This is a genomic window from Kribbella pratensis, from assembly GCF_004366075.1.
Lineage (GTDB): Bacteria > Actinomycetota > Actinomycetes > Propionibacteriales > Kribbellaceae > Kribbella > Kribbella pratensis.
In genome coordinates this window covers 281977-295491 of the sequence record NZ_SODU01000001.1, presented here as the reverse complement: position 1 = coordinate 295491, position 13515 = coordinate 281977, and the positions used below count along the sequence as shown (strand labels likewise).

General features: G+C 69.3%; 12 protein-coding genes. 6 read left to right on the top strand and 6 right to left on the bottom strand.

What is annotated here, in order from left to right:
• Positions 1-22: 22 nt before the first annotated feature.
• Together EV137_RS01390 and EV137_RS01385 are read left to right on the top strand one after the other, a co-directional pair.
• Positions 23-901, top strand: a complete 879-nt coding sequence (locus EV137_RS01390) for an SDR family NAD(P)-dependent oxidoreductase (protein WP_134125936.1) — start codon at positions 23-25, stop codon at positions 899-901.
• Positions 898-2562: an AMP-binding protein gene (locus EV137_RS01385; protein ID WP_238175019.1), complete on the top strand. Its 1665-nt coding sequence runs from the start codon at positions 898-900 to the stop codon at positions 2560-2562. Before EV137_RS01390 ends, EV137_RS01385 begins: the two co-directional genes overlap by 4 nt.
• Here the strand turns inward: EV137_RS01385 and EV137_RS01380 are convergent.
• The gene (locus tag EV137_RS01380) at positions 2549-3331 is read right to left on the bottom strand and encodes an LLM class flavin-dependent oxidoreductase (protein ID WP_134125934.1); all 783 of its coding nucleotides are present in this window, start codon (positions 3329-3331) and stop codon (positions 2549-2551) included. The two genes, EV137_RS01385 and EV137_RS01380, sit on opposite strands and share 14 nt — an antisense overlap.
• 155 nt (positions 3332-3486) lie before the next feature.
• Between EV137_RS01380 and EV137_RS01375 the strand changes: the two genes are divergently transcribed.
• Positions 3487-3891 carry a universal stress protein gene (locus tag EV137_RS01375; protein WP_131338258.1) on the top strand — a complete coding sequence of 135 codons (405 nt, stop codon included), beginning with the start codon at positions 3487-3489 and terminating at the stop codon, positions 3889-3891.
• 45 nt (positions 3892-3936) lie between these two features.
• Entirely contained in the window at positions 3937-7989 is a 4053-nt protein-coding gene (gene hrpA, locus EV137_RS01370; RefSeq protein ID WP_134125932.1) for an ATP-dependent RNA helicase HrpA, read from the top strand.
• Here the strand turns inward: hrpA and EV137_RS01365 are convergent.
• The gene (locus EV137_RS01365; protein WP_134125930.1) at positions 7986-8927 is read right to left on the bottom strand and encodes a helix-turn-helix transcriptional regulator; all 942 of its coding nucleotides are present in this window, start codon (positions 8925-8927) and stop codon (positions 7986-7988) included. The genes hrpA and EV137_RS01365 overlap by 4 nt on opposite strands.
• A 60-nt stretch (positions 8928-8987) precedes the next feature.
• Here EV137_RS01365 and EV137_RS01360 point away from each other — a divergent pair, with 60 nt between their 5' ends.
• The gene (locus EV137_RS01360) at positions 8988-9818 is read left to right on the top strand and encodes a DinB family protein (RefSeq protein ID WP_134125928.1); all 831 of its coding nucleotides are present in this window, start codon (positions 8988-8990) and stop codon (positions 9816-9818) included.
• On the opposite strand, the gene EV137_RS01355 is transcribed toward EV137_RS01360, so the two are convergent.
• Genes EV137_RS01355 through EV137_RS01345 form a run of 3 tightly spaced genes read right to left on the bottom strand, consistent with a single transcriptional unit; the run spans position 9796 to position 12113 of the window.
• Entirely contained in the window at positions 9796-10407 is a 612-nt protein-coding gene (locus EV137_RS01355; RefSeq protein ID WP_134125926.1) for a TetR/AcrR family transcriptional regulator, read from the bottom strand. The genes EV137_RS01360 and EV137_RS01355 overlap by 23 nt on opposite strands.
• A complete protein-coding gene (locus tag EV137_RS01350; RefSeq protein WP_134125924.1) occupies positions 10407-11249 on the bottom strand; it encodes an oxidoreductase in 843 nt (280 codons plus the stop codon). The genes EV137_RS01355 and EV137_RS01350 overlap by 1 nt, the downstream gene beginning before the upstream one ends.
• A 45-nt stretch (positions 11250-11294) precedes the next feature.
• Entirely contained in the window at positions 11295-12113 is an 819-nt protein-coding gene (locus tag EV137_RS01345; RefSeq protein WP_134125922.1) for a helix-turn-helix transcriptional regulator, read from the bottom strand.
• 70 nt (positions 12114-12183) lie between these two features.
• Between EV137_RS01345 and EV137_RS01340 the strand changes: the two genes are divergently transcribed.
• A complete protein-coding gene (locus EV137_RS01340; protein WP_134125920.1) occupies positions 12184-12918 on the top strand; it encodes a phytanoyl-CoA dioxygenase family protein in 735 nt (244 codons plus the stop codon).
• 46 nt (positions 12919-12964) lie between these two features.
• On the opposite strand, the gene EV137_RS01335 is transcribed toward EV137_RS01340, so the two are convergent.
• A complete protein-coding gene (locus EV137_RS01335) occupies positions 12965-13381 on the bottom strand; it encodes a VOC family protein (RefSeq protein WP_133789105.1) in 417 nt (138 codons plus the stop codon).
• Positions 13382-13515: the final 134 nt, after the last annotated feature.

The following is a 13515-nucleotide window of genomic DNA, read 5'->3' as shown; positions in this document are numbered from 1 at the left end:
ACCAGCGGGTAATGTCGGGCGCATGGTGACTGGGAAGCGTGCTCCGGGGTGGCCGTTGCTTGTCGCGCTCACCAACGGTCGCACCAGGATTTCCGACGAGCGGCTGGACGCGGCTGTCCGGGGCAAGGTGGTGCTGGTCACCGGTTCGTCGTACGGGATCGGTGAGGCAACTGCACGGCGGCTGGCTGCTGCAGGCGCGACGGTGTTGCTCGTCGCGCGAACGGCGGACCAACTGCAGGCAGTGGCCGACGAGATTCGTGCCGCGGGCGGGACCGCCTACGCGTATCCGGCGAACCTCGCCGACCCGGCAGCGGTCGAGGAGCTCGTGCGGACCATGCTGGCCGAGCACGAGCGGGTCGACGTACTCGTGAACAACGCCGGCAAGTCGATCCGGCGATCGATCGCGGACACGTACCAGCGGTTCCACGACATCGAGCGGACGAACGCGGTCAACTACCTCGGGCCGGCGAAGCTCGTGCTCGAACTGCTGCCGTCGATGCGCGAGCGCGGGTCCGGCCACATCGTGAACGTGTCGACGGCCGGCGTCCGTACGCCGCCGATGGCGCGCTGGTCGGCGTACCTGGCGTCGAAGAGCGCGTTCGACGTGTGGCTGCGGTGCGTGGCGCAGGAGGTCCGCGGCGACGGGGTGACGACCTCGACGGTCTACATGGGGCTGGTGCACACGCGGATGAGTGAGCCGACGCCGCTGCTGAACAAGTTGCCGGGGCTGACGCCGGAGCAGGCAGCCGATCAGGTGTGTACGGCGGTGGCCGAGCGCCCGCACAACATCACGCCGCCGTTCGTCCGGCCGGCCGATGCCATCGGCAACCTGTTGCGGGTGCCGACGGATCGGTTGCTCGAGCAGTACTTCCGGCGTACCGGAGGCGGGAAGAAGCGATGAGGACGATCCGCCCGATCCCACCGCTGCGGCCGCCGGCATGGCTGGTGCAGAGCGCGGCCGAGGTCGGCGGCTTGTCGGTCGCACTGATCACGTCCGGGGTGTGGAGGTCGGCGGGGCCGGCGCAGCTCGTGCGGATCGAACGGGCGCTGCGGACCTGGGGTCAGTCGATGGCGGCGCTCGGGGTGATCGCGGCGATCCGGTATCCGGAGCGGCCTGCGGTGATCTCCGGGGACGACGTGATGACGTACGCCGAGCTGGATCGGCGGTGCGAACGGATCGCGGCCGGGATGCAGGCGCAGTACGGGATCGTTGCCGGGAGCAAGGTGGCGGTGCTGTGCCGCAACCACCGCGGATTCCTCGAGGCGACGCTGGCGGCGTCGCGGATCGGCGCGGACGTCCTGTTCGTGAACACCGAGTTCGCACCGCCGCAACTCCAAGCGGTCCTCGAACGGCATCGGCCGGATCTCCTGGTCCATGACGAAGAGTTCACTCCGCCGGCCGACCTCCCTGCTGTTCTGTCGGCGTCAGCCGGCCTGAGGTCGGCCGGGGCGGGGACGGACGAGGACAGCCGCGGACCTCGGAGCCTGCATGACCTCGCTCGGAGCGGCGGCCCGGCTGCGCCTGCGCCTGACACGGCCGGGCACATCACGATTCTCACTTCGGGAACCACTGGTACGCCCAAGGCGGCGCCCCGGGTGCCGACCGCGGTGGGGCTGGCGGGGTTGACCGGGAGCGCGCTCAGCCGGTTCGGGCTCCGGGCGGGCGAGCCGATGGTCGTTTGCCCGCCGCTGTTCCACGGGCTCGGTCTCCTCACCTCGATGCTCGCGTTGTTCCTCGGCTCGCCGCTCGTCCTGCGACCGCGGTTCGACGCCGCCACCTTGCTCGCCGACGTCGAGGCGACCCGCGCCGGCGCGATCGTCGCCGTACCGGTGATGCTGCGCCGAATCCTCGATCTCGGTCCGGACGCCACCGCCCAGCACGACCTGCGCTCGCTGCGGGCCGTCATCTCGGGCGCGTCCCAGCTCGGCGCGCCGCTGGCGGAGCGGTTCATCGAACGGTTCGGGCCGGTGCTGTGCGACGCGTACGGGTCGAGCGAGGTCGGCATCGCCACGATCGCGACGTCCGCCGACCTGCTCGCCGCGCCCGGGACCGTCGGGCGGCCCTGTCTCGGCAGCACGATCCGGATCCTCGACGACCAGGACCGCACGGTGCCGACCGGCACGACCGGGCGGATCTTCGCGGGCGGCGGGCTGGTGTTCGGCGGGTACTCGGACGGTTCGAGCAAGACCGTCGTCGACGGGCGGATGAGCACCGGCGACCTCGGTCACGTCGATGCGGCCGGGCGCTTGTTCGTCGACGGCCGCGAGGACGACATGATCGTGTCCGGCGGCGAGAACGTGTATCCGGTCGAGGTCGAGCAGTGCCTCGCCGCACATCCCGCGGTCGCCGAAGCGGTCGTTGCCGGAGTCCCCGACGACGAGTTCGGCCAGCGGCTGATCGCGTACGTCGTACTCGACTCGCCGGCCACCGAGGACGAGTTGCTGACGCACGTGAAGGCCAACCTCGCACGCTACAAGACCCCGCGCCGGATCGTGGTCCTCGACGAATTCCCGCGCAACGCGACCGGCAAGGTCCTGCGCGGCAAACTCACCCCGCCGTGAAGAGCTTCCGGAACCTCGTCATCCGGTCCAGCGCGCTGGCCTCGTCCCCGAAGGACACCGCCACGGTCTCCGCGCCGGCGTCGACGAGCTCGTGAGCCATGGCGACGACCGGGTCGGGATCGCCGTCGGACCAGTCGAGCCGCGTCCCGACCTTGATCGGCCGGTCACCGAACGACCTGAGCCGCGATACCGCCGCCGCGAATCCGGCACCGTCCAGGTTGAGCCCCTGCCACTCGTCGCCGTAGCGCGCGGCGCGGCGCAACGCGGGCACCGTCGTACCGCCGATCATGAGCGGGAGCGGCGCCCGGGGCTTGGGCTCGAACACCCCGCCGCGGTCCCGGCCCTCGAAGAGATCACGGATGATCCCGAGTGACTCGTCCGTGCGGCGGCCGCGCTCCTCGAACACGGCACGGACTGCCGCGAACTCGTCCTTCGCCCACCCCGCGCCGATCCCCAGTACGACGCGCTCGCCGGACAACCGGTGCAGTGTCGCCGCCTGCTTGGCGACCACGTACGGACTCCGCATCGGCAGCACGAGCACCGAGGTCCCGAACCGGATCCGGCTCGCGCGCGCCGCCAGGTACCCGATCGTGACGAGAGGTTCGTACACGCCGCCGTAGGTCGGGCCGAACTCACCCGGCGGGAGGAGGTGATCGGGCAACCACGCCGTACCGTAGCCCAGGTCCTCCGCGGCGATCGCCAGCTCGACCAGTCGCTCGGGCGGCATCGTCGCCGACTCGTCCGGGAGGACCACCTGAAGTTCGACCATGTGCTCGACCCTAACCGGCGGCGAGGGCGGTTGATGGACCTGCGCCACTCACCAACCCCCGCAGCGGGCTCGTTCGCGGCTGTGGCTGAGCGTGGGTTGCTCGGCTTCGGGCTGCTTGGTGAGTGGCGCAGGTCAGGCATGGGAGAGTAAGAACCGTGAAGATTCTCGTCGGATACGTACCAACGCCCGAGGGTGAGGCGGCGCTGACCGCCGCAGCGACCGAGGCCGAGCTGCGCGGGGCCTCGATCCTGCTGCTGAACACGAGCCGGGGCGACGCCTACATCGACGCCCGCTACGCCAACGCCGACGAGTTGGCGGCCGCCGAGGCCAAGCTGCGCGAACACGGCGTCGAGGTGACGATCCAGCAGGCGGTCTCCGAGGGCGACGTGGCCGGCGCCCTCCTGAAGGCGGCTGCCGCCGAGGACGTCGGTCTGATCGTCCTCGGCCTCCGCCGCCGCAGCCCGGTCGGCAAACTCATCCTCGGCAGCACCGCCCAGCGAGTCCTCCTCGAGTCCCCCGTCCCGGTCCTCGCCGTCAAGGTCCCGTCCCCCCACGACTGAAATCCGGGTGAGGTGCTGGGGTCGGGCCTCTAAACTGGACTGGTTATGCCTGATGCCCGGACCGAGTCCACGAGTCCACCCCCAGCCCCCTCGCAGGACCCGGCCAATCGCCGGCGCCGTCGGCGCGGCGGAAAGGGACGCCAAGCCGCCGCCCCGGCAACCGCATCCGGTGCTGCCGAGGGTGAGCTGAATCTTGCGGACGTGGTGGCTCGGCTCGACGATCTGACGGCGTACGACCGGGAGCATCTCGGGCGGCGGCTCGAGCGGGTTCGGCGTACGACGGACGCTCGCAAGCGGGCCGCCGAGCTGCAGAGTGTGGCCGGGGCGGTCGAGCAGGCCGAACGGCGGGTCGACGTACGGCGCAACGCCGTACCCGAGATCACCTACCCGGAAGAGCTGCCGGTCAGCCAGCTGAAGGACGAGATCGCCGCCGCGATCCGGGACCACCAGGTCGTGGTCGTCGCCGGTGAGACCGGGTCCGGGAAGACCACCCAGATCCCGAAGATCTGCCTCGAGCTCGGCCGCGGCGTGCACGGCATGATCGGCCACACCCAGCCCCGCCGGCTCGCGGCGCGCACGGTCGCGGAGCGAATCGCGGAGGAGCTCGGCACCGAGCTCGGTGAGACGATCGGTTTCGCCGTACGGTTCACCGACAAGGTCAGCGAGCGGTCGCTGGTCAAGCTGATGACCGACGGCATCCTGCTGAACGAGCTGCAGCGCGACCGCGACCTCACGCGGTACGACACGCTCATCATCGACGAGGCGCACGAGCGCAGCCTGAACATCGACTTCATCCTCGGCTACCTCAAGCGTCTGCTCCCCCGCCGCCCGGACCTCAAGGTGATCATCACCTCGGCGACCATCGACCCGGAGCGGTTCGCCGCGCACTTCGCGGCCGCGGACGGCACCCCGGCGCCGATCGTCGAGGTGTCCGGCCGCACCTATCCGGTCGAGGTGCGGTACCGCCCGGTCAACGACCCCGAGGACCCGAGCACGATCGACCGCGACCAGACCCAGGCGATCCTGGACGCCGTCGACGAGCTCGAGTACGAGGCGGACGGCGACGTACTGGTGTTCCTGTCCGGTGAGCGCGAGATCCGCGACACCGCCGACGCGTTGAACGACAAGTTCCGCGGCGAACGCCGTACGACCGAGATCCTCCCCCTCTACGCCAGGCTCTCCAACGCGGAGCAGCACCGGGTCTTCCAGCCGCACTCGAACCGCCGGATCGTGCTCGCCACGAACGTCGCCGAGACCTCGCTGACCGTCCCGGGCATCAAGTACGTGATCGACCCCGGTACGGCGCGGATCTCGCGCTACAGCCACCGCACCAAGGTCCAGCACCTCCCGATCGAGCCGGTGTCGCAGGCCAGCGCGAACCAGCGCAAGGGCCGCAGCGGCCGGACCAGCGACGGCATCTGCATCCGGCTGTACTCCGAGGAGGACTTCACCAACCGGCCCGAGTTCACCGACCCGGAGATCCTGCGCACCAACCTCGCCTCCGTCATCCTGCAGATGACCGCGATCGGGCTCGGCGACATCGCCGCGTTCCCGTTCATCGACGAACCCGACAAGCGCAGCATCACCGACGGCCTGCAGCTGCTCACCGAGCTGGGAGCGATCGATACACCGAAGGGCGGCCGGCTGACTCCGATCGGCCGGCAGCTCGCGCAGATCCCGCTGGACCCGCGGCTGGCGCGGATGATCGTCGAGGCCGACAAGCATGCCTGTGTCCGCGAGGTCATGGTGATCGCGGCCGCACTCTCGATCCAGGACCCGCGCGAGCGCCCGACCGATGCCGAGGCGCAGGCCCAGCAGGCGCATGCCCGGTTCCGGGACCCGAACAGCGACTTCCTCGGCTACCTGAACCTCTGGGGCTACCTGAAGAAGCAGCAGAAGGAGCTGTCCGGTAACCAGTTCCGCCGGATGTGCCGCAGCGAGTACCTGAACTATCTCCGGGTCCGCGAGTGGCAGGACATCTTCGCGCAGCTCCGCCAGGTCGCCACACAGATCGGCGTGAAACTCAACAGCGGCGAGCCGGCCGACCCACAGAGCGTGCACATCGCGCTGATGTCCGGCTTGCTCAGCCACCTCGGGATGAAGGATCCCGCGAACCAGCACCAGTACCTCGGCGCGCGCGGGACGAAGTTCGCGATCTTCCCCGGCTCCGGGCTGTTCAAGAAGCCGCCGCAGTTCGTGATGGCCGCCGAGCTGGTCGAGACGTCGAAGCTGTGGGCGCGGGTGAACGCGAAGATCGAGCCGGAGTGGGCCGAGGATCTCGCGCCGCACCTGATCAAGCGCTCGTACTCCGAGCCGCACTGGGAACGCAAGGCCGGCGCCGTGATGGCGTACGAGAAGGTCACGCTGTACGGCGTACCGATCGTTGCCCGGCGCAAGGTGAACTACGGGAAGGTCGACCCGGAGGTGTCGCGCGAGCTGTTCATCCGGCACGCGCTGGTCGAGGGCGACTGGGACACCCACCACAAGTTCTTCCACGAGAACCGCAAACTGATCGAAGAGGTCGAGGAACTCGAGGAGCGGACCCGGCGACGCGACCTGCTGGTCGACGACGAGACGCTGTTCGCGTTCTACGACGAGCGTCTCGGCCCCGAGGTCGTCACCGGCCGGCACTTCGACACGTGGTGGAAGACGGCACGGCAGCGCGACCCCGACCTGCTCGACTTCGAGCGTTCGCTGATCGTCCGCGAAGGTGCGGACGTCAAGGAGGACGAGTTCCCGCTCCACTGGACGCAGAACGGGATGACGTTCGACCTGACCTATGCGTTCGAGCCCGGCACGGATGCCGACGGCGTGACCGTGCACATCCCGCTGCTCGTCCTGAACCAGGTGACCGCGGACGGCTTCGAGTGGAGCGTTCCCGGATTCCGCGAGGAACTGGTCACGACGCTGATCAAGTCGCTGCCCAAGGCTGTACGGCGGAACATCGTGCCCGCGCCGGACCACGCGCGACAGATCCTCCCCGAGCTCGACCCGGCGTCCGGGCCGCTCACCGACGCGATGGCACGCGCCTTGCGGGACCTGCGCGGCGTGGTGATCGAGCCCGAGGACTGGGACTGGACCCGGGTGCCTGAGCACCTGCGGATGACGTTCCGGGTCGAGGACGACAAACGCAAGACAGTGGCCGAGGGCAAGGATCTCGCCAAGCTGAAGGAGAAGCTGAAGCCGAAGACGAAGGCCGCGATCTCACAGGTCGCGTCGAAGGCGGTCAGCGGACTGGAGAAGGCCGGCCTGACCGACTGGACGTTCGGCGATCTCCCCCGCAGCTTCTCCGAGCACCGCAACGGGCTGACGGTCGCGGGCTACCCGGCGCTCGTCGACGAGGGCAAGAGCGTCGCGATCCGCCTGCAGGAGACCGAGCGCGACCAGGCCGCGGCGATGTGGGCGGGCACGCGGCGGCTTCTGCTGCTGACCATGCCGTCGGTGATCGACGTCGTACAACGCCAACTCAGCAGTGCGCAGAAGCTGACTCTGATGGCGGGTCCGCATCGCAACGTCGGTGAGCTGCTCGACGATGCGATCGCGGCGGCTGTCGATCAGCTGATGGCAGCGGCAGGCGGGCCGGCGTGGAACCTGACCGCGTTCTCGATCCTGCGGGACGCCGTACGGTCGGAACTCGCGGACACCGTGCTGACGATTCTGCAGCAGGTCGAGCAGGTGCTCGGGCATGCGCGGACCGTGGACAAGCAGATCTCCCGCGCGGCCAGCCCCGCGTTGCTCGCTGCCCTGTCGGATGTCCGCGGTCAGCTCGAAGGCCTCGTGCATCCGGGCTTCATCACCGAGACCGGGGCGAAGCGACTGCCCGATCTGGTGCGGTACCTGCGCGGCATGGAGCTGCGCCTGGACAAGCTCGGCGCCAACGCGGCGCGCGACCGCTCCGGGATGGCCGTCGTCGACATGCTCACCGACGAGTACCGCAAGAGACTCCGCGCGGTGCCGACAGGCAAGTACCCGAGCCCCGAACTGCTCGAGGTCCGGTGGATGCTCGAAGAACTCCGCATCAGCCTGTTCGCCCAAACCCTCGGCACGCCGTACCCAGTCTCCGAAAAACGCATCCGCAAGGCCCTGGCCGACAGCTAGGAGTCCAGCAGCCGACGGGCGTGCTCGTGGACGGCGGTGCGTAGTTCAGGTGGCTCGAGGATCTCGAACGGCCAATAGATCCGGCAGACCTGGGCGACCAGAGGGCCGAGTTCGTTGGCGGCGAAGCGGACCTCACAGGTCGCGGCGTCGAGCTCTTCGACCACGCCCTGACTCGGCGGGATCATCTTCGTGACGGTGGCGGCGGGAGCCTGGACGCGGATCCGGGCGACGATGTCCCACGGCGACACTCCGGTGCCCTCGGCAACGAGTGCGACCGGGTCCGGCGGGTCGTCGAAGCGGTACCGGGACCCGGTGAGCACCGGCTGCTCGATGCGGTCGACCCGGAAGGTTCGCCAGGCCTGCCGGTCGCGGTCGCGGGCGACGAGGTACCAGCGCCGGCCGGTGTGCACGATCTGCAGCGGTTCGACGCTGCGCTCCGACTCGCTGCCGTCATGGGTGCGATAGCGGAACCGGATGCCTTCGACGTGCCGGCAACCCGCCGCCAGCGTGACCAGCACGCCGCCGTCAACCGGCGGCAGTTCGCCCTGCGGCAACTGAGTCGTGTGTGCCCCGATCGCGTCGACCTGCTCCCGGAGCCGGACGGGCAGCACCTGATGGAGTTTGGCGAGCGCCGAGATCGCCGCCTCCTCGACGCCGGACACCGTCGTGGTCGTCGCGACCCGCAGACCGACCGCGATCGCCACGGCCTCGGAGTCCTCGAGCAGCAGCGGCGGCAGGCGTCCACCGGGTCCGAGGCGATAGCCACCGCCGATCCCGGCCTCGGCGTCGATCGGGTAGCCGAGCGACCGCAGCCTGGTGATGTCCCGCCGTACGGTGCGAGGCGTGATCTCGAGCCTTGCTGCCAGCTCGGCACCGTCCCACTGGGGGCGCGAGTGAAGCAACGACAGCAATCGGAGCAGCCGGGCCGCGGTATCCATCGGCTATTCTGCCTCGACCTGCGGACCGATCCTGTCCGCAGGTCGCTTTACGGTGGATTCATGACCACGACGCAGAGCTTGCTGGATCTGTCCGACTTCGCCTGGCAGCGCCTCCGTGACCGGCTCGGCGGGCTGACCGACGAGGAGTACTTCTGGGAGCCGTTCGACGGTTGCTGGACCGTCCGGGCGACGGATGACGGGTTCGTGGCCGACTGGGACCGGATTCCGCCGGAGCCGCCGCCGTTCACGACGCTGGCATGGCGGGTCGCGCACATCGTCGACGTCCTGCAGGCGGAGCGCACGGCGACCTGGTTCGGCCAGGAGCCTGCCGCCGACGACGGTACGCCGCCGGTCCCGGGCTCGGTCGCCGACGCGATCGACGCCCTCGACCACGCCTACGCTGTCTGGCGCCGGCGACTGGCCGCGCTCACCCAGGACGATCTCGACCGCCCGATGGGCGCCATCGCCGGACCGTACGCCGAGGACAACGGAGCCGACTTCGCCCTGCACATCCTCGACGAGCTCATCCACCACGGCGCGGAGGTCGGAACGGTCCGCGACTTCTACCACGGCACCCACCCCGACAACCGCTTCACCGGCAAACTGACACCCGGCGAGCGCCCGGCCCTGCTGGCCGAGGCCGCGGCCGCACGCCACTGGGAACTCATCCCCGAGCTCGCGGACCAAGGCTTCGACCTGAACGCGAAGACCACCAGCGGCCGTACGGCGGCCCACCTGGCCGCGGGAACCGGGAACCTGGAGATCCTGCGGTTCCTGGTCGAACGCGGGGCCGATCTGTCGATCACCGACGGCCAGTTCCAGGCCGACGTACTCGGCTGGGCGAAGTGGTTCCAGCAGACCGAGGCGATCAAGTACCTCGAGACGCTGTGATCAGCCCCGCGCTGAGCAGCCAGATGTGTTCGCAGGTCGAGGACGCCTGCTGCAACTGTACGGGCGACTCCTGCGAGGCGTGGTAGAAGGTTCGCTCGATCATCCAGCACAGGACACGGGCCATCGCCGACGCCTGATCCGGTGCGGTGCCGGCCGGTACGCCGGCGCGTTCGAGGACTGCGGTGATGGCCGTGATGAACAGGTCGGCGGTCCGGCTCCACAGCGTGCCGATCTCGGGGACGGTCAACGACAGGTCGATCGCCGTCCGCATCACCAGCCCGTGCTCGTTCCACAGTTCGACCGTGCGCTGCATGGCAGCCGCGATGGCCTCGCGCGGCTCGTCGGACTCGGCGGCGACGCGGGACCTTTCCCACAGGTGTTCGACGGTCCGAGCCACCAGTGCCGTGACGACTTCCTGTTTGGAGCCGAAGTAGAAGTACAGAGCGCCGCGCGTGATCCCGGCGCCTTGGGCGATGTCGCCGACCGACATCGCGTCGTACCCCATGTCCGCCAGCAACGCCTCGCAGGTGTCCAGGATGGCTCGCTCACGGACATCGCCTTTGCGTTCGACAGCGCGCCGGCCGGTCATCAGAGCTGCGCACCTTCCGCGAAGTCGGTCGTCCGGGAGAGGGCATCCCAAGCGCGGATGTCCGCATCGGTGGCGGAACGTGCGGCCGTGACCAGGCGCAGCGCGTCCGAGCCCAGGACGAGGTGCGCCGGAGGTTGATCGACCGACGCGATGTGGACGACTGCTTCGCCGGCCTTCGCCGGGTTGCCCAATTGGTTCCCACTCGCCTTCTGCCGCGCCGCGCGGATCGGAACGAACAGTTCGTCGTAGTCGTCGATGGAGTGCCCGGCGCGTGTCATAGAGCGCCCGGCCCAGTCGGTGCGGAACGACCCGGGCTCGATCGCGGTCACGTGGATGCCGAACTGTGCGACCTCCTTGCCGAGCGCCTCGAGAATGCCTTCCATTGCGAACTTGCTCCCGCAGTACGCCGACATACCGGGCACGGCCATCAAGCCGCCCATCGACGTGACCGCCATCAGGTGTCCGCGGCGGCGGCGACGCATGAACGGGAGCGCAGCCTGCAGAGTGGCCGCTGCCCCGAAGACGTTGACCTCGAACTGCCGACGTACGTCTGCCAACGGGGTTTCCTCGAAGGTGCCCTCGAGGCCGTAGCCGGCGTTGGCGACGACAACATCCAACGGGCCGACGCTCTGCTCCACGTCCGCCACCACGCGAGTGACCGCGTCGTCGTCGGTCACGTCAAGGATGCGGGCGTGCGCGCGCTCCAGTTGCTCGAAGGCACGCAGGTCCTCCTCGGAGCGGACCGTCCCCACGACGGTGTGACCGGCGGTCAGGGCGGCCTGGGCGAATGCCCGCCCGAGCCCCGTGCTGACGCCGGTGATGAGCCAGTTCTGCTTCTCCATGCCCCAAATTCTACACGGTGTCGATTTTTCTCAACGTGACGTAGATTACGGGACGAAGGCGCGTTGGGATCGGCGGCGGAAATCTCGTGGTGACAGGTCGTGGGCGGTGGTGAAGCAGCGGGTGAAGTAGGACTGGCTGGTGAAGCCGCAGCGGGATGCGATGGCGGCGATCGTGGCGTTGGTGGCTGCTAGCAAGGATGCGGCGTGTTCCAGGCGGAGGTCGGTGACGAAGGCGGTCGGGGTGACGCCGTACGCCGCGCGCATCGAGCGGGACAGGTGTGCGGCGCTGACGCCGGCGAGTTCGAGGAGGCGCGGTACGCCGCCGCGGAGGTTCTCCTCGGCGCGCATCGCCGTACATGCCTTGGCCAGCCAGTCCGGGATCCCTGAGCCGCCGGGGTCTCCTGGTGCCAGCAGGTCGAGAAGGTCGGTCCAGAAGCGCAGGAGGTCGTAGGCGGTCGGGGCGTTCTGGAAGCGGTCGAGGGCGTGCTCGAAGAGCGGTACGGCGGCCGGCTGATGGAAGCTGACCGGGCCCCGGGAGGTCCAGGTCGGGGTGCGGGTCAGGTCCAGGAACCCTTGCCAGATCGAGCTCGGAAACGCCACGTTGACGAACTCCAGACCGTCGGGCGCCGCCCCGCGGACCGCATGGCGGTCGCTCGGCCGGACCAGGGCGACGTCGCCGGCACGCAGCGGCACGGCGCCGGTGGTCAGCAGGTGCTCGCCACTGCCGGACACGACTCCCATGAACTCGTGGAAGTCGGCGTGCGTGTGCAGTTCGGTGTCGCGGGCTCGGGCCGGGATCCGCACCCGCGCCGCGTGGTACGGCCGACCGAACGCGTGCGCCTCGAAGCGCAGGATCTGATCCACATCAAGACAGTACAAATTCTCGTCGTACGGCTGCTAGCCCTCGGATGCGTCACACCCGGACGCTGGAGGCATGTTCGAAACCGATGGATATGTCATCTTCCGCGACGTCATCGACCAAGACCTGATCAAGGAAGTGAACGATCATGTCGAGTGGCTGCAGGCCAGGCATCCCGACGTACGGCCCGAGCAGCTCGGCCACATCTACCTGAAGGACGACCCGTTCTGGGTCCGGCTGGTGAGCGACGACCGGCTCGTCGACATCGCCGAGAGGTTCGTCGGGCCGGACATCGCGCTGTTCGCGTCCCACTACATCTCCAAGCCGCCGTACTCCGGGCAGCCGGTGCTCTGGCATCAGGACGCCGCGTTCTGGCCGCTCGATCCGATGGAGGTGGTGACGCTCTGGCTGGCCGTCGACCACTCGACGCCGGAGACCGGGTGCGTCCGGGTGATCCCGGGAAGTCACCGCTCCGGGGTCGCCGGGATGCGTGACAACACCGACGTGGAGAGCGTGCTCGGCAAGGAGATCGCGGTCGAGGTCGACGAGTCGCAGGCCGTCGACATGGTGCTCGCGCCGGGCGACGTCGAGGTGCACCATCCGAACATCGTGCACGGCAGCAACGCGAACACGTCGCCGGATCGGCGCTGCGGGCTGACCATCCGCTACATCCCGACGTCGACGCGGATCACCGATCCGGAGTCGCCGTACCCGAGCGCGTTCCATCTGCGCGGTGAGCCGGGGGTGAACAGCTACCAGCCGCGGCCGCGGTACGTCGAGGGCCGGCACTTCCCGTTCGCCGGCGCCTGAACAAGTGAAGAGCCCGCCCCGGGAAAGGGGCGGGCTCTTCGGTGACTCACTCGAGGCAGATCCGGAACGGATGCCCTGCGGGATCCGCGTAGATCCGCCAGCCGCGCGCGTTCTCGGCGGGCGGCGGGTCCAGCGGATCGAGCGGCTCGGCGCCGAGGGCAACCACCGTCGCATGCCCGCTGGAGAGGTCCTCGACGATCAGGTCGAGGTGGAGATCCTGCGCGTCGGTGCCGGGCCACGTGCCCGGCACGTACTCCTCCGAGCGCCGGAAGGCCAGCGTCGAGAACCCCAGCGACGACCCCGGGCCGGTCAGGCTCCGCCAGTCCTCGTCACCGTTCTCGTCGATCTCCAGCCCCAGCAGCGCCGAGTAGAACTGGGCGAGCTCGAGTGGGTCCGGGCAATCCAGAACCACCGAGCCGAGCCGCCCGGCAGTACTGCCCGGCTGCTCTGCCACCTGCGTCATCTGTCCTCCACAATCAATTTCGTCAGCCTGTCCCTCATGAGGGGCAGGTCCGGCCAGGGCCCTCTTGTCGGAAGGCCCGGCCGCCTACGATGACAGGTCGCGGGGACAATTCGCACCTTTCGACACGCGTTCTC